The organism is Streptomyces sp. B6B3, assembly GCF_039871525.1.
Taxonomy (GTDB): Bacteria; Actinomycetota; Actinomycetes; order Streptomycetales; family Streptomycetaceae; genus Streptomyces.
Genome location: NZ_JBDPLU010000002.1, coordinates 298,746 through 323,847, shown reverse-complemented (window position 1 = coordinate 323,847; position 25,102 = coordinate 298,746). Strand labels below are relative to the sequence as shown.

Annotated in this window: 23 protein-coding genes and 3 pseudogenes; 11 read left to right on the top strand and 15 right to left on the bottom strand. The window is 73.1% G+C overall.

Annotated features, from left to right (window positions below; genetic code table 11):
• Positions 1–58: 58 nt before the first annotated feature.
• A complete protein-coding gene (locus tag ABGB06_RS05695; protein WP_347585869.1) occupies positions 59–496 on the top strand; it encodes a helix-turn-helix domain-containing protein in 438 nt (145 codons plus the stop codon).
• A 6-nt stretch (positions 497–502) separates the two neighbouring features.
• On the opposite strand, the gene map is transcribed toward ABGB06_RS05695, so the two are convergent.
• On the bottom strand, positions 503–1,270 hold the full coding sequence (gene map / locus ABGB06_RS05690; protein WP_347585867.1) for a type I methionyl aminopeptidase: 768 nt from the start codon (positions 1,268–1,270) through the stop codon (positions 503–505).
• Between the two features lie 84 nt (positions 1,271–1,354).
• On the opposite strand from map, the gene ABGB06_RS05685 reads away from it, so the two are divergent.
• The 3 genes from ABGB06_RS05685 to ABGB06_RS05675 all read left to right on the top strand — a co-directional run bounded on the left by ABGB06_RS05685 (position 1,355) and on the right by ABGB06_RS05675 (position 3,849).
• Positions 1,355–1,630 carry a helix-turn-helix transcriptional regulator gene (locus ABGB06_RS05685; RefSeq protein ID WP_347585865.1) on the top strand — a complete coding sequence of 92 codons (276 nt, stop codon included), beginning with the start codon at positions 1,355–1,357 and terminating at the stop codon, positions 1,628–1,630.
• A 38-nt stretch (positions 1,631–1,668) separates the two neighbouring features.
• On the top strand, positions 1,669–2,325 hold the full coding sequence (locus ABGB06_RS05680; RefSeq protein WP_347585864.1) for a hypothetical protein: 657 nt from the start codon (positions 1,669–1,671) through the stop codon (positions 2,323–2,325).
• Positions 2,326–2,469: 144 nt separating this feature from the next.
• The gene (locus tag ABGB06_RS05675) at positions 2,470–3,849 is read left to right on the top strand and encodes a hypothetical protein (RefSeq protein ID WP_347585862.1); all 1,380 of its coding nucleotides are present in this window, start codon (positions 2,470–2,472) and stop codon (positions 3,847–3,849) included.
• Between the two features lie 71 nt (positions 3,850–3,920).
• Here the strand turns inward: ABGB06_RS05675 and erm are convergent, their stop codons facing one another.
• Positions 3,921–4,718 carry an ErmE/ErmH/ErmO/ErmR family 23S rRNA (adenine(2058)-N(6))-methyltransferase gene (erm, locus tag ABGB06_RS05670; protein WP_347585860.1) on the bottom strand — a complete coding sequence of 266 codons (798 nt, stop codon included), beginning with the start codon at positions 4,716–4,718 and terminating at the stop codon, positions 3,921–3,923.
• A gap of 129 nt (positions 4,719–4,847) precedes the next feature.
• Positions 4,848–4,982, bottom strand: coding sequence for a hypothetical protein (locus ABGB06_RS05665; protein ID WP_347585858.1), 135 nt, complete (start codon positions 4,980–4,982; stop codon positions 4,848–4,850).
• Positions 4,983–5,164: 182 nt separating this feature from the next.
• Here ABGB06_RS05665 and ABGB06_RS05660 point away from each other — a divergent pair, with 182 nt between their 5' ends.
• The gene (locus ABGB06_RS05660) at positions 5,165–9,088 is read left to right on the top strand and encodes an ABC transporter ATP-binding protein (RefSeq protein WP_347585856.1); all 3,924 of its coding nucleotides are present in this window, start codon (positions 5,165–5,167) and stop codon (positions 9,086–9,088) included.
• A gap of 160 nt (positions 9,089–9,248) precedes the next feature.
• On the opposite strand, the gene ABGB06_RS05655 is transcribed toward ABGB06_RS05660, so the two are convergent.
• The 3 genes from ABGB06_RS05655 to ABGB06_RS05645 all read right to left on the bottom strand — a co-directional run bounded on the left by ABGB06_RS05655 (position 9,249) and on the right by ABGB06_RS05645 (position 10,607).
• Positions 9,249–9,689, bottom strand: a complete 441-nt coding sequence (locus tag ABGB06_RS05655; protein WP_347586567.1) for an arsenate reductase ArsC — start codon at positions 9,687–9,689, stop codon at positions 9,249–9,251.
• A 140-nt stretch (positions 9,690–9,829) separates the two neighbouring features.
• Entirely contained in the window at positions 9,830–10,051 is a 222-nt protein-coding gene (locus ABGB06_RS05650) for a hypothetical protein (protein ID WP_347585854.1), read from the bottom strand.
• 58 nt (positions 10,052–10,109) lie between these two features.
• The gene (locus ABGB06_RS05645) at positions 10,110–10,607 is read right to left on the bottom strand and encodes an NUDIX domain-containing protein (protein WP_347585853.1); all 498 of its coding nucleotides are present in this window, start codon (positions 10,605–10,607) and stop codon (positions 10,110–10,112) included.
• Positions 10,608–10,663: 56 nt separating this feature from the next.
• Between ABGB06_RS05645 and ABGB06_RS05640 the strand changes: the two genes are divergently transcribed.
• The gene (locus ABGB06_RS05640; protein ID WP_347585851.1) at positions 10,664–11,140 is read left to right on the top strand and encodes a hypothetical protein; all 477 of its coding nucleotides are present in this window, start codon (positions 10,664–10,666) and stop codon (positions 11,138–11,140) included.
• On the opposite strand, the gene ABGB06_RS05635 is transcribed toward ABGB06_RS05640, so the two are convergent.
• The 3 genes and pseudogenes from ABGB06_RS05635 to ABGB06_RS05625 form a co-directional block, all read right to left on the bottom strand.
• Positions 11,137–12,192, bottom strand: a complete 1,056-nt coding sequence (locus ABGB06_RS05635) for an FAD-binding oxidoreductase (RefSeq protein ID WP_347585850.1) — start codon at positions 12,190–12,192, stop codon at positions 11,137–11,139. The two genes, ABGB06_RS05640 and ABGB06_RS05635, sit on opposite strands and share 4 nt — an antisense overlap.
• Positions 12,185–12,864, bottom strand: a pseudogene (locus ABGB06_RS05630) (class I SAM-dependent methyltransferase). Before ABGB06_RS05630 ends, ABGB06_RS05635 begins: the two are co-directional and overlap by 8 nt.
• Positions 12,865–12,907: 43 nt before the next feature.
• Entirely contained in the window at positions 12,908–13,660 is a 753-nt protein-coding gene (locus ABGB06_RS05625; RefSeq protein ID WP_347585848.1) for a TetR/AcrR family transcriptional regulator, read from the bottom strand.
• Between the two features lie 218 nt (positions 13,661–13,878).
• Between ABGB06_RS05625 and ABGB06_RS05620 the strand changes: the two genes are divergently transcribed.
• Positions 13,879–15,417 (top strand): MFS transporter, encoded by a 1,539-nt coding sequence (locus ABGB06_RS05620; protein WP_347585846.1) that lies wholly within the window; start codon positions 13,879–13,881, stop codon positions 15,415–15,417.
• Positions 15,418–15,547: 130 nt separating this feature from the next.
• On the opposite strand, the gene ABGB06_RS05615 is transcribed toward ABGB06_RS05620, so the two are convergent.
• On the bottom strand, positions 15,548–17,023 hold the full coding sequence (locus tag ABGB06_RS05615) for a glycoside hydrolase (protein ID WP_347585845.1): 1,476 nt from the start codon (positions 17,021–17,023) through the stop codon (positions 15,548–15,550).
• Between the two features lie 178 nt (positions 17,024–17,201).
• Here ABGB06_RS05615 and ABGB06_RS05610 point away from each other — a divergent pair, with 178 nt between their 5' ends.
• Positions 17,202–17,747 (top strand): GNAT family protein, encoded by a 546-nt coding sequence (locus tag ABGB06_RS05610; RefSeq protein WP_347585843.1) that lies wholly within the window; start codon positions 17,202–17,204, stop codon positions 17,745–17,747.
• A gap of 151 nt (positions 17,748–17,898) precedes the next feature.
• Here ABGB06_RS05610 and ABGB06_RS05605 read toward each other — a convergent pair whose 3' ends face one another.
• Both ABGB06_RS05605 and ABGB06_RS05600 read right to left on the bottom strand, forming a co-directional pair.
• Entirely contained in the window at positions 17,899–19,341 is a 1,443-nt protein-coding gene (locus ABGB06_RS05605; protein WP_347585842.1) for a hypothetical protein, read from the bottom strand.
• 166 nt (positions 19,342–19,507) lie between these two features.
• Entirely contained in the window at positions 19,508–20,377 is an 870-nt protein-coding gene (locus ABGB06_RS05600) for an NAD(P)-dependent oxidoreductase (protein WP_347585841.1), read from the bottom strand.
• 128 nt (positions 20,378–20,505) lie between these two features.
• Between ABGB06_RS05600 and ABGB06_RS05595 the strand changes: the two genes are divergently transcribed.
• Together ABGB06_RS05595 and ABGB06_RS05590 are read left to right on the top strand one after the other, a co-directional pair.
• Positions 20,506–21,780 (top strand): hypothetical protein, encoded by a 1,275-nt coding sequence (locus ABGB06_RS05595; RefSeq protein WP_347585840.1) that lies wholly within the window; start codon positions 20,506–20,508, stop codon positions 21,778–21,780.
• 64 nt (positions 21,781–21,844) lie between these two features.
• A pseudogene (locus ABGB06_RS05590) lies at positions 21,845–22,004 on the top strand (transposase); the annotation flags it as partial.
• Positions 22,005–22,202: 198 nt separating this feature from the next.
• Here ABGB06_RS05590 and ABGB06_RS05585 read toward each other — a convergent pair.
• Entirely contained in the window at positions 22,203–22,799 is a 597-nt protein-coding gene (locus ABGB06_RS05585; RefSeq protein ID WP_347585839.1) for a helix-turn-helix domain-containing protein, read from the bottom strand.
• Positions 22,800–22,932: 133 nt separating this feature from the next.
• Here ABGB06_RS05585 and ABGB06_RS05580 point away from each other — a divergent pair, with 133 nt between their 5' ends.
• Positions 22,933–23,856: a TIGR03620 family F420-dependent LLM class oxidoreductase gene (locus ABGB06_RS05580; protein WP_347585838.1), complete on the top strand. Its 924-nt coding sequence runs from the start codon at positions 22,933–22,935 to the stop codon at positions 23,854–23,856.
• 77 nt (positions 23,857–23,933) lie between these two features.
• Here the strand turns inward: ABGB06_RS05580 and ABGB06_RS05575 are convergent.
• Positions 23,934–24,091: pseudogene (locus ABGB06_RS05575) on the bottom strand (IS701 family transposase); the annotation flags it as partial.
• A gap of 413 nt (positions 24,092–24,504) precedes the next feature.
• The gene (locus ABGB06_RS05570) at positions 24,505–24,957 is read right to left on the bottom strand and encodes a hypothetical protein (RefSeq protein WP_347585837.1); all 453 of its coding nucleotides are present in this window, start codon (positions 24,955–24,957) and stop codon (positions 24,505–24,507) included.
• Positions 24,958–25,102 lie beyond the last annotated feature (145 nt).

The window sequence follows — 25,102 nt, the reverse complement described above, 5'->3', positions numbered from 1 at the left end:
ACCGGCTTTTCCGGTTCCTTCTTGTAACCAACCGCATCCTGCGGCACCGTTAGTCCTCGTGGAAGAACGCACTTTCGAGTCACTCAGTAACTGCGGAGATACCGACCCAGCCCAGTGGGACGTGCGGGAGGGCTGCGAGGTGCGGCAGATCCTCGACCGGATCGCCGACAAGTGGTCGCTGCTCACCATCGCGCTCCTGGAGGGCCGCAGCATGCGCTTCACCGAGCTGCGCCGGGAGATCGACGGGGTCAGCCAGCGCATGCTCACCGTGACGCTGCGCCATCTGGAACGCGACGGGCTGGTGCGCCGCACCGTCCACCCCGTGGTGCCGCCGCGGGTGGACTACGAGCTGACGCCGCTCGGCACCACCCTGCACGCCACCATCCAGGCCCTCGTGGCCTGGACGGAGGAGCACCAGCACGAGATCGCCGCGGCCCGTGCCGCCTACGACGAACGGGCGGAGGCGCCCGCCGCGCTCACCGCGGCCCCGGAGTGAGGATCCTCACGGCAGCGTGAGGATCCGCGGCCCGTCGGCGGTGACGGCGACCGTGTGCTCGACGTGCGCGGCGCGGGAGCCGTCGTCCGTGCGCAGCGTCCACCCGTCCGGGGCGCAGTGGTAGCCGTCGAGGCCGCCGGCCAGCAGCATCGGCTCGATGGCCAGCACCAGTCCCGGGCGGAGCGGGAAGCCGCGTCCCGGCCGGCCCTCGTTCGGCACGTCCGGGTCCTCGTGCATCCGCCGCCCGATGCCGTGGCCGCCGAAGCCCTGCGGGATGCCGTAGCCCGCGGCGCGGGCGGTGCGGCCGATGGCGTGCGCGATGTCGCCGATCCGGGCGCCCGTCCTGACCGCGGCGATGCCGGCGGCGAGCGCCGCCTCGGCGGTCTCGATCAGCCGCAGGTCCGCGTCGGCGGCCCGGCCGACGGTGAAGCTGACCGCCGCGTCGCCGGTCCAGCCGTCCAGTTCCGCGCCGCAGTCGATGCTCAGCAGGTCGCCGTCGCGCAGCCGGTAGTCGTCGGGGATGCCGTGCACGATGGCGTCGTTGACCGAGGCGCAGATGACCGCGGGATACGGCACGGGCGCGAACGACGGGAGGTAGTCGAGGAACGTCGGCTTGGCCCCGGCCTCCCGGATCACCCGCGCCGCCACCTCGTCCAACTCCCGCAGCGAGACGCCGGGGCGCGCCGCCGCGCGGGTCGCCGCGAGCGCCTCGCCCACCACCCGGCCGGCCTCCCGCATCGCCTCGATCGCCGCGGCCGACTTGATCTCCACCATCGTCGCGAGTCCTCTTCTTCCCATGCCGGCCCGGGGGTCGCCCCGGAGCTACCCAATTCTTATACCGGTATTAGTATCACGGCTATGGTGCGCACCCCACTGACCCCCGAGGAACGTGAACGCGGCCGCTCCCTCGGCCTGCTGCTCCGGCAGGCCCGCGGCGACCGCAGCATGACCGAGATCGCCGCCCGCGCCGGCATCTCCGCGGAGACCCTCCGCAAGATCGAGACGGGCCGGGCCCCCACCCCCGCCTTCTTCACCATCGCCGCCCTGGCCACGGCCCTCGGCCTCTCCCTCGACGAGATCGCCACCTGGTGCACGACGGCGACCGCCGGCAGGGAACCCAGCGCCGCCGCCTGAGCGCGTCGCCCCCGGTGCGCTCCGGATACCGTGTGGACATGGTGTTCGGGAAGCGGAAGGCGGCGGAGCCGCGGGTCGAGGTGGTCGACTGGCGGGGGGTGCGGGAGTTCCGACTCACCGAGACCGTGCGGCTTAAGGGGAAGGGACGTCGGAAGCCCGAGGTGGGGCGGTTGGCGGTGCGGGTGCCCACCGGGGACCCCGAGGATCCCGTGCTCGCGCCCTGCGCCTTCTTCGCCCCGCACGTCGCCGCTCCCGTCGCGGCCTCCCGGGTGTACCGGGACGAGGACGCCCGGGAGGTGCTGCTGAGCGTGGAGAAGCGGAAGCAGCCGGATGGTGAGGTGCGGCACCTGGTGTCCGACGAGGACGGGGTCGAGGTCGGGCTGATCCGGCGGATCCCTCCGGCGACGCGGCTGCACCGGCACAACTGGCGGATGGCGCAGGCCGGGCGACCGGAGATCGTGGCGCACCACGTGCGGTCCCGGCAGCGCCAGGGCATCGTCATGGACGCGTTGGGCAGCGCCCTCGGCGCCTCCGCGGGCGAGGGCGGCGACTTCGCCAAGCTGGCCCGCACCCTGGAGTGGCGGGCCGACGAGGAACACGTCATGACGTCGCGGACCTTCGATGCGGTCGTGATCGAGGCCGACTGGCTCGATCGGCGCCTCGCGATCGCGTTCGCGATGCTGCTCGACCGCTGATCGTCACAACTCCGCACGACTTCTTTCCGTTTCCTGACGACGTCCGGCGCACCGGCTATTCTCCCGACAGAGCGGCCTCTTGACGGCGTTTGCCGGCGAGGTCAGAAGCAAACGACGGGGGTAACCGGGACGGGGGTTGCTGCGATGACTTTCGCGAATGCCAATCCGGAACATCTTGAGGAGCTCGCCAGGAGGCTGGACGGGAACACGGGGGACGGGGGAGCGGGGGGCGATCTGTCCTCGATGTTCACCCGGGCGTCGAACCTGAACGCCAGCGACGCGATGTCGTCGCTGCAGCCCCTGCAGACCTGGGTGACCGACACGGCGCCCGACCTGCGCAACCGGGCCGGGTACGTCCGCCTCGACGAGGGTGACCCGACGGCGGGTCTCCGGCTCGCGGGTTTCAGCACGGAGGACATCGCGGGCTTCGACGGCGACGTGCCGGCCGGCGCGCTCGTCATGGCCAACACCCTGGCGGCGAACGGCAACGGGGACGACGACGTCTTCCAGCGCCAGCACCGCGAGGAGATCGACGAGTACCTGGCCCGCATCGCGGGCCACTACGCCGAGCAGCTGCCGGGACTGGAGGGGCACGGCGAGACCGTCGCGTCGATCATCGAGAACGGCGCCGACTGGGTCAACTTCACGGCCGCCGCCGCCGTCGTCGGCTCCACGACGGCGAACATCTACCGGGCCAGGGCCTGGAAGGGCTTCTTCCTCAACGCGCCGAAGAGCTGGCTGCCCGGCCAGTTGGGCACCTTCATCCGGGGCAACCCGACGGTCAACCGACTGATGATGATTCCGGGGCAGACCGCCTCGCGCATCGAGGCCAACATCTTCGGCCGGTCCTGGGACTGGGTGCGCAACTCCCGGCTGGCGAACTCCGCGCTGTTCGGGATCACCTCCAACAACGTCGCCAACTTCGTGGTGGGCAACGACCGGCTGGCCACCGCGCTCAGCTTCAAGCCGGGCTGGAGCACGGCGGAGCGGATCGCCGCCCGCGCCAGCATGGGCACCAGGGCCGCGAACGCGCGGCTCGACTGGGTCGCGCGGAACTCGTACTCGGGCCTGCGCGCGTTGGGCAACACCCGGTGGGCGTCCACGGCCGGGGCGGCGTTCAACACGGCGCGAGCGTCGGGTGCGTTGCGGTTCCTGGGCGTCGCCGGCGGGGCCGTCGCCACCGGGTTCAGCGTGGCGAACCTGGTCGCCCAGGGCAATCCGGTGGACGCCTGGAACGAGGCCAACGGCGTGCAGGAGAAGGCCGGTTACCTGGCGGACTGGGCCGAGGTCGGGTTCAACGCCTCGCTCACCGCGGCGATGGTCGCGCCCACGCCGTGGACCATCGGCGCAGCCGCCGTCACCGGCGTGATCTACGGCGGCCTGAAGGTCGTCGAGCACTGGGACGACATCACCAACGCGGTCGACACGGCGGCCGACTGGACCGGCGACCGGCTGGAGGACGCTGGCGAGGCCATCGGCGACGCGGCGGACGCCGTGGGTGACTTCGTCGGGGACCTGTTCTGAACGACGGGAGCCGCTGAGCGTGGCCCTGGTGCTGCCCGGCACGTGCCGGGCAGCACCAGGGCCCGCGCCCGCTACGGGCGCAGCTGCTGGAACAGGCGCAGCCACTGGTCGGGGGTGACGAGGCCGACCGGGGCGGACGGCGGGACGCCGGCCGTGTGCAGGGCCGCGCGGACCCGGCCGGCGCGGTGCCGAAGGGAGAGGGTCGCCGCGAGCGAGCCGCCGACGCCGGTGAAGCCCTCCGTCACCAGCGTCCGGTACGCCGCCAGCCGGTCCGGCGGCAGCAGCGGCGTCGGGCGGCGCCGCAGCACCAGCACGGCCGAGTCGGTGCGCGGCACCGGCGTGAAGTGGTGGCGCGCCACCCGCGGGCCGAGCCGCCACGCGAACTCCGGCCAGGTCAGCACGGTCTGCCGGCTCCACCGCCCGTAGTCGCCCGTCCGCTTCCGCGCGTACTCCCGCTGGGTGAGCAGCGTCGCCGACGTCAGCCGCGGCGCGGTCAGGCACCAGCGCACGATGGCGGAGGTGCGGGCGTAGGGGATGTTGCCGACCACGGCGAACGGCGCCCGGGGCGCCCGGGCTTCGAGGAAGTCGCCGGCCACCACGGAGACGTTCGCCAGCCCGTCCAGGCGGCGCGGCAGCCGGGCGGCCAGCGCCGGGTCGAGTTCGTAGGCGACGATCCGGCGCGCCGCGCCGGCCAGCGCGCGGGTGAGGGTGCCCTCCCCGGCGCCCGGCTCCAGCACCAGGTCGCCGGGGTGGACGCCCGACTCGCGCACGATGACGCGGAGCACGGAGGGGGAGTGGAGGAAGTTCTGCGAGAGCGCCTTACGGGCTCCGCGCGCGGAGCCGCGCGCGGAGATGGGTGTGCGTACCACGGGGGGTCCTCGAGGGGTGAGATACGAGGACAGGCCGACGACGGGCCCGCCCGGTCGATGGAGACACCGGACGGCCCTGGTACGCGCAGGGCAGGGAACGAACGCTGGGAAGACCCGAGCGGAAGAGGCTCAGGCGCCGGGCGAGTCCTGACGGACCAGGGCCGGGCGCCGAACGCGCGGGCGGATGACCAGGAAGGAGCTCCAGCCAGCCGGCAGCGCGGCGGCGCGCGCGCCCTGGCGAAGCAGCGTTCCGTTCATCGACATGCCGCCGACCGTACGATCCCGGGCGGTGCCGCGCAAACGCTTTTCCCCCGGGCCCGCCTCCCGGCCCGGAGGGCCGAACCGGAGCGTGGCCGGGATGAAAATGCTCGGGCCCCGGCGTTACGGATTGTGCATCCTGGACGAGGCGAGGTCGGCACGGGGTCGGCAGGAGAGGAGACGCGTCGGTGACGTCACACGAGGGCGAGAGCGCCGGCTGGGCCCGGCGGCTGACCGGCTACTGTTGGCACTACCGCCGTGACCTGCTGCTCTCCATCGGTGCGTCGCTCGTCGGCATGGGCGTGATGGCCCTGATTCCGTTGATCATCAAGGTCGTCATCGACGACGTGGTGATCGGCGGGGAGGACGGTCTGGGCCTCTGGGTGTCGTTGCTGCTGGCCGCCGCGGTCGTCGTCTACGCGCTGACGTTCATCCGCCGTTACTACGGCGGGCGCCTCGGCATAGACGTGCAGCACGACCTGCGCACCGAGATGTTCCGCAGTATCACCCGACTGGACGGACGCCGCCAGGACCAGCTCTCCACCGGGCAGGTCGTCGGCCGCGCCACCAGCGACCTGCAGCTCGTCCAGGGCCTGCTCTTCATGATGCCGATGGCGATCGGCAACCTGATGCTCTTCGCCGTCTCCCTCGTCGTGATGCTGGTGCTCTCCCCGGTGCTGACCCTGGTCGCGCTCGCGGTCGGGCCCGCGCTGTGGCTGATCGCCCGGCGCAGCCGCACCCGGCTGTTCCCCGCCACCTGGTACGCGCAGGGCCAGGCCGGCGCGGTCGCCGGGGTGGTGGACGGCGCGGTCGGCGGCGTCCGGGTGGTCAAGGGCTTCGGGCAGGAGGAGCAGGAGATCGGCAAGCTCCGCGCGGTCAGCCGGACGCTGTTCGCCGCCCGGATGCGCACGGTCCGCCTCAACGCGGTCTACACGCCGGCGCTCCAGGTGGTGCCCTCGCTCGGCCAGGTCGCGATGCTGGCGTTCGGCGGCTGGATGGCCACCCGGGGCGAGATCACCCTCGGCACGTTCGTCGCCTTCTCCACGTACCTGGCGCAGCTGGTCGGTCCGGTGCGGATGCTCACCATGATCCTCACGGTGGGCCAGCAGGCCCGGGCCAGCGTCGAGCGGGTGCTCGAACTGATCGACATCGAACCGGAGATATCCGAGGCGCCGGGCGCCCACGAGCTGCCCGCGGACGCGCCCGCGACGGTCGAGTTCGACCGCGTCACCTTCGGCTACGGGCCCAGCGCGGCGTCGGCGGCCCGGGGCGGCCAGGCGGCCGACGGCGCGGACGTCGACGGCGCGGATGTCGAGGGCGCGGGTCCCGACGGCGCTGACCTCGACGGCGCGGGCCGCCGCGCCAGCGGCCTCGTGCTGCGGGAGCTGTCGTTGCGCATCGACCCCGGCGAGACGCTCGCCGTCGTCGGGCCCTCCGGCAGCGGGAAGTCCACCGTCTCGATGCTGCTGCCCCGCTTCTACGATCCGGACGGCGGCACCATCAGGGTCGGCGGCCACGACATCCGCGAGCTGACCTACGCCTCGCTGCGCACCGCCATCGGCCTGGTCCCCGAGGACAGCTTCCTGTTCTCCGACAGCATCCGCGCCAACCTCGCCTACGGGCATCCCGAGGCCACCGACGAGCAGGTGCTGGCCGCCGCCCGGGCCGCGCAGGCCGACGGCTTCATCAACGACCTCCCCGACGGCTACGACACCGTCATCGGCGAGCAGGGGCTGACGCTGTCCGGCGGCCAGCGGCAGCGCATCGCGCTGGCCCGCGCCATTCTCAGCGACCCGCGGCTGCTGATCCTCGACGACGCGACGTCCGCCGTGGACGCCCGGGTCGAGCACGAGATCCACGACGCGCTGCGCTCGGTGATGGCCGGCCGGACGACGCTGCTGATCGCGCACCGGCTGTCCACCCTCCAGCTCGCCGACCGGATCGCCGTGCTGGACGCCGGGCGGCTGGTGGACACCGGCACGCACGACGAACTGGTGGCCCGCTGCCCGCTCTACCGGCGACTGCTCGCCGACCCGGGCGAGCTGGGCGGCGTGGAACGCGATCCGGCCGGGCTCGTCGACGCCGCCGCCGACGGCGCGGGCGGGGGCGTCGACGCTCTGGACGGCGGTGGCGCGGAGCCCGGCGCGGAGCCCGGCCAGGGCGTCACCCCGGAGCTGTGGGTGCGCGACGAGGAGGACGACGACCTGGAGAACGCGCCCGGCATGCCGCGGGTGACCGGCCAGCCCGCCGTGGGGCCGATGTTCTCCGCCGTCGGCACCGCCACCGCCACGCCCGAACTGCTGGCCCAGGTGGCCGCCCTGCCGCCGGCCTCCGACACCCCCGACGTCGACGAGGAGCAGGCCGCCAGCCCGGAGACCGGCTACGGGCTGCGGCGGCTGCTCGCCGGGCTCGGCAGGCCGCTGGCGCTGGCGCTGCTGCTGGTCGTCGTGGACGCCGCGGCGGCGTTGCTTCTGCCGATCCTGGTCCGGCACGGCATCGACGAGGGCGTGCAGCGTGCCGCGCTCGGCGCGGTGTGGACGGCCGCCGGGCTGGCGCTGCTGGTGGTGCTCGTGCAGTGGGTCGCCCAGTGGGGCGGCATCCGCGCCGTCGGCCGCACCGGCGAACGCGCCCTGTACACGCTGCGGGTGAAGATCTTCGCGCACCTCCAACGGCTGGGCCTCGACTACTACGAGCGCGAGCTGACCGGGCGGGTGATGACCCGGATGACCACCGACGTGGACGCGTTGACCACCTTCCTGCAGACCGGCCTGGTGCAGGCGCTGGTGGCGCTGCTGACGTTCTTCGGGATCATGGTCGTGCTGATCGTCATCGACCTCCAGCTGGCGCTGGTGGTGCTGGCCACGCTGGTCCCGCTGGTGGTCGGCACCGTCTTCTTCCGGCGGCACAGCGTGCGGGCGTACGAGCTGGCGCGGGAGCGGGTCAGCGGCGTCAACGCGCACCTCCAGGAGTCCGTGGCCGGGCTGCGCATGGTGCAGGCGTTCCGCCGCGAGGCCGACGGCTACGAGCGGTTCGCCGCCCGCTCGGACGGCTACCGGCAGGCCAGGGTCTACGGGCAGTGGCTGATCTCGGTCTACTTCCCCTTCGTGCAGCTGCTGGCCAGCCTCGCCACGGCGGGCGTGCTGGTGGTCGGCGCCGGACGGATCGGGGACGGCAGCCTGACCGCCGGCGCCCTGGTCGCCTACCTGCTGTACATCGAGCTGTTCTTCGCGCCGGTGCAGCAGCTCTCGCAGGTCTTCGACGGCTACCAGCAGGCCGTGGTGTCGCTGGGCCGGGTGCAGGAGCTGATGCGCGAGCCGACCAGCACGCCCGCGGCCGAGCGCCCGCGTCCGGTGGCCGAGCTCGGCGGCGCGCTGGAGTTCGACGACGTGCACTTCGCCTACCGCGGGAGCGAGCCGGACGAGGAGGCGCTGGCGGGCGTCAGCCTGCGGATCCCGGCCGGGCAGACCGTCGCGTTCGTCGGCGAGACCGGCGCCGGCAAGTCCACGCTGGTGAAGCTGGTGGCCCGGTTCTACGACCCGACGTCCGGCGCCGTCCGGGTGGACGGCACGGACCTGCGCGAACTGGACCTGGCCGAGCACCGGCACCGGCTCGGGGTGGTGCCGCAGGAGCCGTACCTGTTCGCCGGCACCATCAGGGACGCGATCGCCTACGGCCGCCCGGACGCCACGGACGCGGAGGTGGAGGCCGCCGCCCGGGCGGTGGGCGCGCATCCGATGATCGCCGCGCTGCCCGGCGGCTACCTGGCGCCGGTCGCCGAACGCGGCCGCAACCTGTCCGCGGGCCAGCGCCAACTCGTCGCGCTGGCCAGGGCCGAGCTGGTGCGGCCGGCGATCCTGCTGCTGGACGAGGCCACCGCGGCGCTCGACCTGGCCACCGAGGCGCTGGTGAACCAGGCCACCGACCGGCTCGCGGTGCGCCGCACCACACTGGTGGTCGCCCACCGCCTCACCACCGCCGCCCGCGCCGACCGCGTCGTGGTCCTCGACCACGGCCGGGTCGTCGAGGACGGCACCCACGAGTCCCTCCTGACCGCCGGCGGCCCCTACGCCACCCTCTGGTCCACCTACGCCGGCGAACCCGTGGGCGTCTGATCCCGCGCCGACGGACCACCGTCCGGCGCCGGGCGGGTGGGGAAGGCGGGGTGTCTTCGGGTGTTCGTGAAGGCCAGCAGCTTCGTCCCTCCCGGCCGGCGGCCGGTGGCTCCGGGGCAGATTCCGTGATGCTCCGCCATGCCCCGGGTCTGTGGGTGTGTCAGGCGGCGCCCGGTGGCGCCTCCGTGGCGGTCGTCGCGTCGATCTCCGCGAGTAGATTCAGCACGCGCCGCTCGATCTCGTCGCGGATCGGCCGGACGGCCGCGAGGTCCAGGCCGGCCGGGTCGGCCACCTCCCAGTCCGCGTAGTGGCGCCCGGGCAGCACGGGGCAGGCGTCGCCGCAGCCCATGGTGATCACGTGGTCGGAGGCCCGGACCGCCTCCAGGGTGAGCCTTTCCGGCCATCCGTCGGAGATGTCGACGCCGACCTCCTTCATCGCCGCGACCGCCACCGGGTTGACGCGTTCGGCCGGCAACGAGCCGGCGGAGCGCACCTCGATCCGGTCGCCCGCGAGGTCGATGAGGAAGCCGGCCGCCATCTGGGAACGGCCGGCGTTGTGCACGCAGACGAACAGCACGGAGGCGACAGGTCTGTCGGAGATCCCGGGCATCGTTGTCCTCCCCGTGACTACGGTGGTTTCCGGGACTGGCCCGGCCGACCTTATCAGCTTTTGCTGACATCAGATCTAACTGGTGCATGTCCGATTTTCGCCGGTCCCGCGCCGTTCGGGAGGGTGTTCGGTCAGCGCCGGTTCCGCGGATGGTTGCGGGCGGTGCGCTCGTTGCCCCGGCGGTAGTTGCCGGTCCAACGGGCCATCACCGCCTGCGGGTCGCCGTCCGCGACCTCGGCGAGGAACTCGGCCGCGCGGGGCCCGCGCAGCGTGGTCGCCTTGCGGCCGTGGTGGGTGATGCGGACGCTGCCGTCCGCGTGTTCGTCGTAGGCGAAGCCCTGTGGTGTGCCCATGAAACGACCCCCGTGTCGTTTTCTCAGCTGGTCGGCTCGGTCGGGTTGCTCAGCTCGGTCAGGTCCGGATGTGGAGGGCGAGATAGGTGTCGACGGTCTGCAGCCGGCCGCCGGGCGGCGGCGGGCCGGCCGGGTCCCACCAGTGCGCGTCGGCGATCTCGTCGTTCGGCGTGAAGTCGCCGACGCCGGTCGCCTCGGCCTGGTAGAGCGCGCCGTGCAGCACCCGGCGGTCGGGCAGGGCGGTGCGGGCGAAGCCCGCGAACGTCAGCGCGTCGGGCGCGACCCGCTGTCCGCTCTCCTCCCACAGCTCCCGGACCGCCGCCACCCGGGGCGTCTCGCCGGGATCGATGCCGCCGCCGGGCAACTCCCAGCAGTCGCGGGTGCGTTCCCGCACCAGCAACAGCCGTCCCGCGTGCCAGAGCGCCACCAGCACGTACCCGACCGGCTCGTCCGCGAACGCGGTGTCCTCGGGCTCGCGCGCGATGCCCAACAGCCGCATCCCCAACGGCCCGGTGGCCAGTGCGCCGTCGTCCGCGGCGTCCCCCGTATCCGTCATGTCCCCGACCCTAACGCTGGTACCGGTCCCTTCGTCCTCGTGGTGGGGTGGGCGCCATGACGACGAACGAGGCCCGCGCCGGGGCACCGGGGGAGCGGCGCCGCCGGTGGCGGGTCGTCGGCGCCCTGGTCGCGGTGGCCGCCGTGGCGGCCGGCTACCTCCTCCTGGTCCGGGGCGACGAGGGCGGCGCGCGGGCGACGGCCCGGGCGGCCGCCGAGGCGCTGAACGAGAGCGACGACGCCGCCTACCGGGCCCTGACGTGTCGAAACGCCGGGGCCGCGCTGCGCCCCGACGGGGAGGTGCCCGAGGTGGACGGCGACGTCTCCGTGGCCGGCGTGCTGGAGAGCGACGGGCAGGGGGAGGAGGCGGCCGGCGCGCTGGCGACGTTGGAGACGACGCGGGTCGGCGAGTACTTCGCGCTGGGGCTGGACGAGACCGGCGACGGATGGTGCCTGGCCAGCTTCGAGGCCTGCGACGTCGACGACACGGCCGAGGACAACCCGTACGTGCCGGCGTGCCCGCCCCTCGACTAGAAGCGGTCGGGACGGCAGCCCGCCAGCAGCGGTTCGACGACGCCGTCGACCAGCTCCCGCGCGACCAGGCGGCCCACGGCCGCGGCGAGCGTGACCGCGGAGTGCAGCACCGCCACGTAGAGACCGGGCACCTCCGCGACCGGGCCGACGATCGGCTCGCCGTCCGCCGGCATCGGGCGCATGCCGACCCGGGCGCTGAGCAACTCGACGTCCGCGGCGCCGCGGAAGGTGGACCGGACGGCGGCGAGGGTCCGTTCGGGCGAGTCCGCGGCGGCGATCAGCCGGTCCGCCGCGACCTGACGGAGATCGAAGTCCCCGTTGTGGACCACGGTGCGGACCAGGCCGGCCGGAGCGCGGAACCGGAAGAGCGTCGCCGGCGACGGATCGACCGGGACGCGTGTGCCGAGCGGCGCGGCCAGCGCGGCCGTGGCCACCCCGGCCGCGAGCACCACCGTCGCACCGGGGAGGGGCCCCGCGGCCGTCTCGACCCCGACCACCCGCCCGGCGGTGTCGCGGCGGACCGCGGTGACCGGGGTGTCCGGACGGACCAGGGCGCCGTGGGCGCGGGCGCCCGCGGCCAGCCGCTCGGCCACGCCCACCGGGTCGACGGCGCCGTCACCGGGTGCCCAGACGGCCCACTCCGGCGGCTGCCGCAGGGCGAGTTCGAGCGTCCCCACGGTGGCCGCGTCCACGATCTCCTGCCCGGGTCCCGCCTCCCGCGTGCTGTCCGCCGCGCCCCACGACAGGGAGCCGGACCAGGTCACGGGAAGCCCCGGCAACTCGGCCTCAAGCCGGCGGTACTCCTCCGCCGCGGTCGCCCGCAGCGCGGCGGCAGGACCGGTGCGTACGCCGGACGCCCCGATCCAGGCGAACGAGTCCGCCGTGACGCCGGCGCCCGGCCCTCCGGCGTCGACGAGCGTCACGGCGGCGCCGGCCCGGGCGGCGTGATAGGCCACCGAGGCGCCGACGATACCGGCGCCGACGACCACCACGTCGCCGCTCACCGCGGGCTCGGCACGTTGACGGCGTTCCCGTGATCGTGCCTCAGACACCGTGTGCCTCCTCGCGTTTGGCCATGACGATCACACCCGGCCCCGTGTACTCGTCCGCGGGGAGGCGGAGTTCGGCGACCGGGCGCAGCCCGGCCCGCTCGATCAGGTCGACGAGCTGTTCCGGCCGCCACCTGTGTGTCGTCCACCGGACGGACACGCCCCCGTAGGCCTCGGTGCGCACCGCGTCCTCGTCGCCCACGTGGGTGCCGGTGATGAGGTGTCCGCCCGGCTTCAACGCGCGCGCGAACAGGGCGAGAACCTGCGGAAGGACGTCACGGGGGAGGTTGAACGCGACCACCAGCCGAGGACGCCGCCGAGGGACGCCTCGTCGAGGTCGAGGTCGGTGGCCGACGCGACGCTGAAACGGCACTCCGGATGCAGCCGGCGCGCGTTCTCGATCATGCGGGGAGAGAGATCGACCCCGGACACGTCGAGTCCGCGTTCGGCGAGGTAGGCGGTCACCGTCCCGGGTCCGCAGCCGACGTCGAGAACGGGTCCGAGGTCGCCGACGGTGTCGGCGAAGGCGTCGAGCGACGCCTTGAGCCAGGGGTAGCGGCGGACGTCGCCGACACCCGTGGTGAGCACCATGTGGGCGTAGTTGTCGGCCACGCGGTCATAGGACTCACGGACGGTGTCGAGATCGGCTGGGCGGTCAACGGGGTGGGCGCGCATCGGCCAACGATAGGACTGTCCGACGGCCGTGCCGGCAGCGGGCTCAGTCCGCGCGCGGGAGGCGGGCCGTCAGGCCGTCGAGGATGACGTCGAGGCCGTAGGCGAACTTGGTGTCGCGGACCTCGGCGGGGTCGATGTGCTCGTCCTCGTACGCGCTGGCGACGTGCTCGTGGCCGGCCGTGGCCCGTTGGGCGGCGGGCCGGAGGCGCGCGAAGAACGCGGTCTCGGTCTCGCCGGAGCGGGCCACCGCGGTCAGCCAGGCGGCCTCCGTGGTGCCCATGCCGATGACGTAGGACAGGATCGTGTCGATGGCGCAGTTCGGTTCGGCGAAGCCGGCGCTCGCGAACAGGGCGGCCAGCCGGTCGCTGAAGGCCACGAGGTTCGGGCCGAGATAGGCGAGTCCCGCCTGGCCGAGGACCGCCGCCAGCCACGGGTGGCGCAGGGTCGTCGCGCGGAAGGACTCGGCGGCCGCCACCACGCCGGCGCGCCAGTCGGAGCCGTCGGCCGCCCAGTCGTCCCCGGCGGCGTCCGGGGGGTCGGGGACGACGATCTCGCCGAAGATCTCGTCCACCGCGAGCTCCATCAGCTCGTCCTTGGTCGCGACGTGCCGGTACAGCGACGTCGCGCCGGCCCGCAGGCGCGCGCCGAGCTTGCGCATGCTGAGCGCTTCCATGCCCTCGGCGTCGAGCAGGGCGACCGCCTCGCGGACGATCACGGCCCGGCTGAGCGCGGGCTGGTCGGGTTCGGCTGGCTGTCGGGCCCAGACGGACGGGACCGGGTTCGTCCCGGTGGTCATGGCTCTCCTTCGGCTGCGGGCGATCTTCGGCTGCGAGCGATGCGGACGACGCGGATGACGCTGGCGTCTGTGTGAACTGTCCCACGCAACCTCTGCGTACAACGTTCGCATACAGCGTACATCGCTCGCAGGATTGCGAACACTGTTCCCGCTAGCGTACGGTGTGCGCATCCAAGGAACAGCGTGCGCGGTACCGCGTCGCGAGCGAAAGGAAGCCCATGGATACCCGCAACCCACGCCGTTGGTGGGTCCTCGTCGTGCTGTGCCTGAGCACGCTGGTCCTGGTGGTCGACGGCATGGCGCTGACCGTCGCGGTGCCGCCGATGAGCGAGGACCTCGGCGCCAGCGCCCAGGACACCCAGTGGATCCTCGACTCCTACATCCTGGTCTTCGCGGGCCTGTTGCTCACCTCGGGCAGCCTCGGCGACCGGTTCGGCCGCCGGAAGGTCATGATCATCGGCCTGCTGCTCTTCGGCGCGGCGTCCCTGGTCGCGACGTTCTGCACGAACCCGGGCGAGGTCATCGCCGCGCGGGTCGCGATGGGCCTCGGCGGGGCCCTGATCATGCCCTCGACGCTGTCGATCCTCATCACCGTCTTCGACGACGACGAGCGCCCCAAGGCGATGGCGGCGTGGAGTTCGGTGTCCATGCTCGGTCTGGTCGGCAGCCCGGTGATCGGCGGCCTGCTGGTGGACCACTTCGGCTGGGAGTCGATCTTCTACCTCAACGTGCCGTTCGTGGTGCTGGCCGTCGCCGCGGCCGTGACGCTGATGCCGGAGTCCAAGGGCCCCTGGCAGAAGCCCGACCCGTTCGGCGCGACCCTGTCCGCGGTCGGGATGACCGCCCTGGTCTGGTGGATCATCGAGATCCCGCAGCACGGCGCCTTCGGCGGCCGGTCCTGGATCTCGCTGTCCGTCGCGGTCCTCGCCCTCGGCGCGTTCGTGGTCTGGGAGCACCGGACCGCGCACCCGATGGTCCCGCTGGGCCTGTTCAAGCACCGCGACTTCAGCGGCGGCTCGCTGTCGCTGACCATCGTCCAGGTGGGCAACGGCGGCCTGCTGCTCGTGTTCACCATGTACCTGCAGTTCGTGCTCGGGTACTCGCCCATCAAGGCGGGGCTCGCGTTCGTGCCGCTGGCCCTGGCCGGACTGGTGGGCAACGCGCTGGGCGCCGGGCTCGTCGCGAAGGTCGGCCACCGCCTGGTGATCCAGGTCGGCCTGGTCGTCATGGCCGCCGCCTTCGCCCTGCTGACCACCGTCGAGGCGGACGCCGGCTTCACCGTCCCGGCCGTCGCGCTCGGCGTGCTCGGCCTCGGCGCCGGCCTCGCGATGCCGGCCGCGATCGGCGCGCTGATGGGCACCATCCCGCCGGAGAAGGCGGGCGTCGGCTCGGCGCTGAACGACACCATCCAGCAGGCCGGCACCGCGCTCGGCATCGCGATCCTGGGCTCGCTCCTGGCGAGCGGCTACACGCGCGAGATGCCCGAGGACGCGCCCGAGCAGGCGAGGGAGTCGATCACCGACGCCCTGGCCGTCGTCGGGGACGACCCCGGCCTGGTCCAGGTCGCCCGGGAGGCGTTCACCACCTCGATGTCGACCACCTTCACCATCAGCGCGATCGGCTCGTTGGCCGCCGCCCTGCTGGCCACGCTGGTCATGCACGGGAAGAAGGCCAAGGCCCAGCCGGCGGCGCTCGCCAAGCCGGGAGACGGGCCGGGCGAGGAGCGCGGCGAGGAGGAGCGCGAACTCGTCGGCTGACCCCGGCCGACCCCCTCACGACCCGGGACCCCGTGACCGGGAAGGCCGGGAGGCCGGTGCCCCGCCTGGGCGCCGGCCTCCCGTCGCTCCTGGAGGTACGGGGGAACGCGGGTTCGGGCGGGCGTCGCGGTCAGGCGGCCACGCCGTTGACGTCGAAGGTGTACACGGACGACGCGGGCAGCGAGACGGTGAGCCGGCCGCCGGACAGCCGGGTGCCGGCGCGGGCGGCGTAACGGGCCCCGCCCGAGGCGCTGTCGGTGACCCGGAGCCCGACCTCGGTGCCGTCGGCGGGCAGCGTGCCGAACGCCGACAGGTCGAGCGTCAGGTCCTGCGCGCCGCTGCCGAGGTTGGCCGCGACCACGACCAGCCGGTCCGCGTTCTCGTCGAGCGCGGCGACCACGTTGTCCACGCCGGCGTCGATCATCCGCATCCCGGGCCGGATGTGCCGGGTGAACTGCGCCAGGAACCAGTACTTCTGCTGCACCGCGAGCAGCCGTCCCGCGGCCGGGTCGAACGAGATCGTCGCCCAGTTCGGGCTCTCGTCCAGCACCTGCCAGAAGTGCCAGGCGTCGGGACGCAGTTGGCGAAGGTCCAGCATCAGGTTGCGGACCATGGACAGGCCGGTGCCGTCGCTGTCGCCGTACTCGGAGTTCCACAGCCGTTTGCCGGCCGCCCGCACCTCGTCCCGCAGGGTCGAGCGCGGGCCGCTGGAACCCTGGTAGCCGTGCACGTTGACGCGCTCCACCAAGCCCTTGCTGGCCGAGGAGTAACTCCGCCAGGTGGACAGCGCCGCGTCGTACGACGTCTCGTCGGAGGCGGCGATCGGCAGGTCGGACAGGCCCCGGGCGTCCAGTTCGGTGCGCAGGTGGGCCAGCACCTGCTGCTGGATGTCCGAGTCGAAGTGGCAGCCCTCCTGCCGGCCGGTCGCGCTCCAGTAGTTCGAGGTGGACTCGTTGAACGCCTCGACGGAGACGAACGGGACGCCCCAGCGGTCCCGCGCCTGCCGGGCGGTCTCGGCCAGGTACACCGCGAACTGCCGGTAGTTCCAGGGCTGGAGGTTGTTGTCGGCGCCGTTGGCCGCGCCGGCCGGATTGTGGTTGAGGCACATCCACCACATCGGGGAGTTCGAGAACAGCTCCATCGCCACCCCGCGTTCGTGCGCGGCGACCATCATGGCCCGCTGCGTGGCGTCCGCCGACCAGTCCCAGGAGCTGGAGTTCGGGTCCTCGCTGCCCCAGTCGGTCCAGAAGCCGGGAATCTGCTTGAACGACTGCATGTTCGGCGAGACCACCATCGACTCGCCCTGGTAGGTGTTCCAGCTGCACGCGCCCACGTTGTAGCGGGCCAGGTTCATGCCGAGGCCGGGCAGCTGGGTGCCGGCGGCGGAGACCGTCCGGAGGGTGAAGAAGAGGTCGGCGAGCGACTCGTCGTCACCCATCACGTTCGCCCACCAGGCCAGCGAGGTGCCCCAGCCCTCCCACACGCCCCAGGCGTCGTCGGGGTCGATCGCGACGGTGGCGGCGCGCGCGGTGGCCGGGAGCAGCGGGACCAGCAGGCCCGAGGCGGCGGCGGTGCCCGTGGCGGTGAGCAGCGTCCTGCGTTTCATGGGAGTCCTCCATACGTCCGGTCGTCCCACCGGAGTCGAAGCCGAATCTGAAACGTTCCATCCCAGGCCGCGGCGCCAACTTCCCACCCCACGGCCGCGCGGTCAACCCCGCCTCGGCGTTGTGGCCCGTGGACAAACCGAGGTGACAGGCCGCGGGCCGGCGGGCGAGACTCGGGGGGTGCGAGAACGTGTGGACGCTTCGGCCGGACTGCAACTGCGCAGCTGGCAGGTGGGGGACGCCTCGGCGGTGCTGGCCGCGTTCGCGGATCCACTGATGCGCGGGCAGTCCCACGAGCCGGTCGACTCGGCCCGGGCCGCCGAGCGGTGGATCACCGCGCGCGGCGACCAGTGGGCGGCGGGCTCCGGGTACTCCTTCGCCGTGGTCGACGGCGGCGGCCGGGTGCTGGGCCAGGTGTGTGTCGGCCCGGTGGACCTGCGGCACGGCACGGGCTGGGTGTCCTACTGGACGACGGCCCCGGCCCGGGGCCGGGGCACGGCGTCCCGCGCCTGCCGTGCCGTGGCCCGCTGGGCCTTCGACGACGCGGGGCTGTTCCGCCTGGAGCTCGGGCACCGGACGAACAACCCCGCGTCCTGCGGCGTGGCGCGCGCCGCCGGCTTCGCCGTGGAGGGGCGGCAGCGACAGAAGCTCGAGTACGACGGCGTCCGCTACGACGTCGAGCTCCACGCCCGGCTGGCGACGGACCCGGAGCCCGCGTCGTCGTGAGGCCGCGCAGCCCGGGCTGACGCCGGCCCACCCGGTCGCGCGCTCCGACCCGCCGCCCGCCGTGAGCGCGGGTTGCCCGACGGCCCGGACCAACCCTCCTGCCTCTCCGGTGGGTTGGTCCGGGCGGCGGGTGTGGCGCCGATGCCGGCGGTCAGCCGCCCATCGCGGTCAGCAGGGCCGAGAGGTCGGCCACCATCTCCTCCTCGGTGAACGCCCGTTGGTCGAAGCCCTCGATCACGAGGAAGCCGCTGAGGCTGATGGTGATGTAGTTGTCGCCGACCACCCAGCCCGCCTCCAGGAAGCTGCTCCCGTACTCGTCGGCGTTGTAGATCATGTAGCCCGAGGTGCCGGCCGGCAGCGCGTAGAGCTGGCCGAAGCCGTCCTCCGTCTCGGTGCGCTCCATGGTGTGCCGCAGTTGGGAGCCGAGGTCGCCCGCAGCGTAACTGACGTCGTTGTCGGTGTAGTTGTTCATCGTGAGCCGGATGTTCCTGATGCCGGTGTCGCTCTGGCCGTAGGCCGACTCGGCCGGCTCGTAGTTGCAGAACGTGGTGGGCACGACCCCGCCGATCGTGTCGGTGCCGGTGCCCATGACCTGCGAGTCGAGCTGCTCGGTGGCCACGGTCGTCAGGGCCGCGCACCGCTCCTCGCCGGAGCCCTCCGCCGGCAGCACCGGGTCGCCGAACTCCGGCAGCTCGCCCGGGTACTCCTCGGCGGCCGACTCGCTGATCTGCGGCTCGCCCGCCTCGCCGCCGCCGAGCGCGGTGATGATGTCGGTGATCTCCCGGAAGGTGGTCTCCTCGGTGAGCGGCTCGTCCGTGTCGCCCTGCTCGATCCAGCCGTAGGCGGTGACGTAGAAGGTGGTCCCCTCCTTGCGGAACGACGCGGTCCCGTCGCCGCGGACGTCGGTCTGGTTGTGGCGGATCCACCCCTCCTCGCCGACCGGGAGCTCGTAGAGCGGGCCGTACGTCGTCCCGCCGCCGTTCTCCCCCTCCGTGTAGGAGGCCATGGCGGAGGTGAAGGAGGCGTACGCGTCCTCCGCCACGGCGCCCATGGACATGTACACGTTGGCCGTGATGTGGTTCGTGCCGTCCTCGAACGAGCTGGCGGCCGGGGTGGCGTACCAGCAGTCGATGCCGCCGTCGTTGTTCTCCGCGCTCTGGAACTCGTAGCCGCGGGCCGTCATGATCTCCGAGACGGCCTCGCACGCGGCGTCGGCGCCCTCGTCGTAGCCCAGCGCCTGCGCGTCGGGGAAGTCCATCGGCTCCAGGTCCGGGTTCGGGGTCAGCGCCACGTCCGAGCCGCCGCCCCCGCCCGGGCCGCCGTCGTCGTCTCCGCCGAGGAACATCACACCCCCGACGCCCAGGGCGATCGCCACGACCACCGCGACGGCGATCAGCGGCCCGCGCTTCTTTCCGCCGCCGGGCGGCTGCGGCGCCGCGCCGCCCGGCGGGTAGTACGGGGCGCCGTGCTGCGGGCCGCCCTGTTGGGGGGCGGCTTGCTGTGGCGCGGCGTAGTAGGGCTGCTGTTGCGGTGGCTGCTGCTGATAGGGCTGTTGCTGATGCGGCCGCTGTGGCTGCTGGTAGTTGCTGGACATCGCTCGCCTGCTCGCTGTCGATGGGATACGACCGGAGCAAGGGGCGCCGCCGTGCGGACCGCGCCCCGCCAAGCCGGTCCTGCGGCCACGATGTCGGCGGGTCCTTTCATTCCACTTTCATCGCGGCGCCGGTCCGTCCCGGGCGGCGCGCGGCGGGCGGCGAGCGCTAGCCGGCGTGCCCCGGCACGTGGTCGCGCCAGCTGTGCGCGGGGGCGTAGCCGAGCAGGCGGCGGGCCTTGGCGGTGGACATCAGCGACTCGTGGCGGCCGAGCTCGCCCCTGACCTCCACGCCGGGGAACTCGGCGGCGGCCAGTTCGGCGGACGGCGTCGACATCACGGTGTCCGGGCTCGCGATGACGAAGACCTCGACGCCCGCGGCCTCGTACTCCAGGCCCTTCCGCACGGCCTGGGCGCCGTCCCTGGCGTCGATGTACGACCACGCGTTCCAGCGGCGCAGCCGCGGGTCCGCGTCGAAGTCGGGGAAGCGCGCGTAGTCGGCCACCTCCATCACGTTGGAGAACCGCAGCCCGACCATCTTCAGCTCCGGGTCCCACCGGCACAGCTGGACGGCCATCTGCTCCTCCAGATGCTTGGCCAGCGAGTAGTTGCTCTCCGGCCGGCCCGGGTACTCCTCGTCCACCGGCAGGTAGGGCGGCGGCGTCTCGAACGGCAGGCCCAGCACCGTCTCGCTGGAGGCCCAGACCAGGTTGCGGATGCCCGCGAGCCGGGCGGCGGAGAAGACGTGGTACGTGGCGGTGATGTTGTTGCCGAAGACGGCGGCGTTGGGCACCAGCCCGGGAGCCGGCACCGCAGCCAGATGCGCCACGGCGTCGACGCGGTCGTAGCGGTCGTCCACCGCGGTGAGGGCGCCCACGGTCTGACCGTAGTCGGTGAGGTCCACCCGGACGAACGGGCACAGCGGCTCGGCCGGCGGCACCAGGTCGAGGTTGACCACGTCCCACCCGTGGTCGAGCAGTTCGCGGACCACGGCGCGGCCGAGCTTGCCACTTCCACCGGTCACCACAACGCGGGACATGATCACGCACCTTTACGAGCAGGAGTTCGAACCGTTGCCCAGACAACCACATCGAGCGCACTCCAGCCGATGCCCGAGGCGATCCGCGGGTCGGGGGCGTTGTCAGTGGTGGGGGGCATGCTGGCCGCATGCGAACGCTTTTCGACGGCGAGTTCTGGGTGTCCTACGGGCAGCTGTACATCGACGACGGCACCGACCGCGAGGTCGCCGGACTGAACGAGTGCTTCATGGGGCAGCGGTCGGGGCTGTGCGGGGCGGCCGTGCCCGGGCATCTGTTCGTGCAGACCGGGCTGCACACGGGCACCGTTCCGCTGACCATCGAGCTGCACGACGCGGAGCCGGTCGTGGACCTCGCCGGCTGGGAGGACATCGTGGAGGTGTCGTTCCGCGCGGACTCGGACGACACGCAGCTGATCGAATGGGGCGGCCCCGGCCGGGACCTCGGCCTGCCCGAGGGCGACTACCGCGTCCGCTACCACGGCCGCGGCATGGACGAGGCGCACGACGGCACGCGGGAAGAGGACGAGCCGGTGCTGGACGAGTACCTGCTGCAGTTCTGGCCGGCACCGCCGGAGCGGGACCGCGTCGTCAAGGAGACGAGCCGCTCCGCCGGGTACTGGCACCGGTTCGCCAGCGAGCTGCCGCCGCCGCCCACCCCGGAGGAGCTGGCCGAGGCCAGGCGCCTCGCCCGGGAGAAGGAGGAGCGGGAGCGTCGGGAGGAGCGGGAGCGGTATGAGCGGAAGCACTGGGGTGGACGCCTGCCCAGCGACCGGCTGCGGACGGTCGGGGGGAACGTGGCCGGGTTGGTGGAGTTCGACGTCGCCCTGGTGCACGCGATCGACGAGGCCGGTCCTGACGTCCAGCGCGGGATAGCCCGGTGGGCCGCGCACCGGGCCTGTGCCGTGGCCGGGCTCAGCGGCGTGGACTGGATAGCGCGCGGCCTGGCGGAGCTGGACCACGGCCAGCCGTTCTCCCCGCCGCTGGACGACGAGCGGCGGAAGTGGGACCGCCTCTTCTCCGACCCGCGGGTCCCGGAGACGGTCATCACGATGTTCGACGGCACCCCCAACGCCTCCCAACAGGCCATGGCCTTCCCGGCGCTCACGGAGGCGGCGCACCCGGACCCGCTCCAGGCCGCGCTCGACGCGCTGTACGCCGCCGCCATAGCCCACGGCACCGGCTGGCGCGAGTTCCTCGCCGAGGTCCGCGGCGCGTTCCCGGCGACGGCCCACGCCCCGCTGCCGCCGCCCGAGGCCAGTCCGCCACAGCGCATGGCGAACACCGTGCGGACCGCCATCGCGTGGCATGTGGTGAGGGAGCCGGGGCGGGAGAGCGCTGAGCCGCTGGGGTCCGTCTTCGAAGGGGACGTCGGGCAGGGCGGGCCCTTCGAAGACAGGCTCTAGTAGTGCTTGGTCAGGTTCACTCGCCGGTGGCGTGTCCGTTTGATTGGTGTGTGGTTGTCCGGGTGTGACGGGCGGGGAGTTGACTGCGGTCCGGTGTGGTCTGGAGGATTTCGCGGCGGAGATGTTCGAGCCGTTCGCGCCGGCGGATCAGCGTCGGTGGGGCGAGGCGTATCTGCGGGGGTCTGTTGCTGGACGGGCGGCGTAAGTCGGTGGAGCCGATGGCCGGCACCGCCACATCCCCCCGTGTCCGTCGCCCACGCGATCTGCACCCTCCAACGCATCACCCGATCCCCAAAAGACACGGCGCTGGCCTGAGCCTCAACCACGTCGCCGCGAACTACAGACACCCCTCGAGGTCCGGACCGGCGCCTGCCCCACCTGTCACCGCGACACCCCAGAACCCCTGCCAACCTGACCAAGCGCTACGAGGAGCGCGTCACGGGCGGCGCGGCTAGACCGGTGAAGACGATATCGAGGAGGCGGTCGAGCCGTTCCCGCGCGCCATCCGGTGTGCGCTCGTGCGCCCAGGCGACGGCGGAGACCAACGTGAGGACGTCGAGCGCGGCCAGGTCGGAACGCACGGCGCCCGCCCGTTGCGCCGCGGTGAGCAGGGCGGCGCCGGCGTCGCGCATGGCCACGCAGGAGGCGTGCAGGTCGGAGGCGTCGTCCCGCAGCGTGTCCACGAGCACGGCCGTCAGCCCCCGGTAGGTCGTGGACATCTCCACCAGGGCCAGAACCCAGACGCGCAGCGCCGCCTCGGGGGGCCGCCGGCCGCCCAGCAGGTCGCGGCCGGTGGCCGCCAGGGCGTCGAACCGCTCGCGCAGCAACGCCTCCAGCAGCGCTTGGCGGGTGGGGAAGTGCCGGTACAGCGTGCCGATGCCGACGCCGGCGCAGGCCGCGATCTCCTCCAGGGACGCCTCGGTGCCGTGTGCGAGGAACGCGGCGCGCGCCTCGGCCAGCAGCCGCTCGCGGTTCCGCCGTGCGTCGGCACGTAGCCGCGGGCCGGTCGTCTCGCCCATCCGCCCTCCTCCTCCACGCCGCACGCCGTGCGCCGCCAACCCCGACCTTGCCAACCGGAGGCAGCCTCCTTATCGTACCCACACGACAACCGGAGGCTGCATCCGGTTAGTTGGACGAAGGGATGGTCCTGCCATGACGGCTGGGATGGCGGAGGAGACCCGGGGGCGGCTGGGCCGGTTCGGGGTGTGGATCGCGCCGGCGACGCTGCTGGGCGCTCCGGTGGCGGAACAGCGGGAGCAGTTCGCCCGCCTGGAGCGGCTCGGGTACGGCTCGCTGTGGACCGGCGAGGTGCCGGCCGGGTCGCCGGTCGGGGGACGCGAGGCGTTCGCCCAGGCCGCCGTGGCGCTGGCGGCGACCGACCGGCTCGTCGTCGGCACCGGAATCGCCAACGTCTCGGTCCGCCAGCCGCACGCGATGCACGCGGGCGCGGCCACCCTGGCCGAGGCGTACCCGGGCCGGCTGGTCCTCGGGCTGGGCGGGCAGCAGGGTGCCCGTCCGGTCAGCGGCCTGCGCGACTATCTGGACGCCATGGACGCGGCGGCCACGCGGCTGTTGCCGGACGTCCGGTACCCGCGGGTGCTGGCCGCTCTGGGCCCGCGGGCGCACCGGCTGGCCGGGGAGCGCGCGGACGGCGTCCACCCGTTCCTGCAACCCGTCGCGCACACGGCGGCCGCGCGGAAGCTGCTCGGGCCGGGCCCGCTGCTGGTCCCGCAGCAGGCCCTCGTCCTTGACGCCGACTCCGCCGCGGCTCGCGGCCGGCTGCGCGCCATCTTCGCCGTGGGCCGGGACCGGGCCGACAACCCCTACACCCTGAACTACCGGCGCCTGGGCTGGGGCGATGCCGACCTGGCGGGTGAGCGCAGTGACCGGTTCGTCGATGCCGTGCTGGCCTGGGGCGACGAGGCGGCGATCGTCCGGCGCCTGCGCGACCACCTCGCCGCGGGCGCGGACCATGTGCTGCTCCACCCGCTCGCCGCCACCCTCACCGCCGCCGTCGACGAGCTGGCGGCCCTGGCGCCCCACCTCCTGGAGCCACAGCAGACAGACTTCTCGTAGTGCTTGGCTGGCGCCGTGTCTTTTGGGGATCGGGTGATGCGTCGGAGTGCAGATGGCCTGGGCGACGGACACGGGGGGATGTGGTGGTGCCAGCCTGGCCAGGTGCGGCCCTCGAAGTGGGCCAGGCCCAGGGCCTGTTTCATCTCGCGGTGGTCGTGCTGGCTGCGCCAGCGCAGCTTCGCGGTACGCACGAGGGTGGCCAAAAGGGGTGTGCCGGCAGGTTGGAGATCCAGAACCGGACAGGTTCGGGCTGGGTGGCGGGCCATTCGGCTCAGCAGCCAGCGCCCCGGTAGTTCCGGACCGTCGGTGTTCTTCGGCCCGGCCGCTGCCGGGCCACACGCCGAGGGGGCTCCGTCCTTGAGGAACCCGGTGCCATCGACGATCAACGCGGTCGGTTCGATCACCTGCTGCATCCGCCAGGCCAGGCGGGCACGCAGCCGGTAGGGGCCGATCTCCGCCGGGTCATCGGACGCGAGCGGGCCCGCCCCCGCCCTCTCTCCCCAGGACACGTGGTCCCCTTCCTGCCTTGCAACGGGACCCGATCCTGCGCCGTGGCAGGGAAACTGCCAGAGAACAGACAAGATCGGTCGTGTAACAGCCCTGGTCCGGCAGGGCCGATCAGGAGGAGTCCGGGTTGCCGAGGCAGCCTCACCGCCGATGCGGCGAGTCGTCGTACCAGTCCGTCATCTCCTTCCTGGCGAGCTGGAGCGCGACGACCATCGGAATGATCGGCGGGATGCCCGCCCCGCCGCCCGTCCCCGCGGCGAACAGCATGACGAACCAGGAGGCGACAAGCAGCCACTCGATCGTGATGACCGTGTAGCGCGGCCAGCCGAGGCGGCGCCCGACCAGCAGCACGGCGCACACCGCGAGCAGCGCCGCCGCCAGGAAGGAGACGTAGCCGATGAAGTAGACCAGGCCGGGGACGTCCCGGCCATGGCTCTCGTCCTCCTGGGCGAGACCGAGCACCAGCAAGCCGAGCAGGACGTTGGCCACCACCTGGACCCAGATCAGCACCACCACCCACATGACCGCACGGGGCCTGCGCTCCTGCCGGAGCTCGGGCCTCACCTCCGGCTGCGATCCGGTTTCGTACGCCATTTTCATGCTCCCCTCAGCATCTGTCCGGAGCCGGAGCGTAAGGGCGACGCCCTGGGACCCCTCCCACATCCGACGCCGAGCGGCGTCGGGTTGACCTTGCCCCTGGGTGAAGCCCCAGGCTCCTGGAACCGGCTGGGGTGGCCGG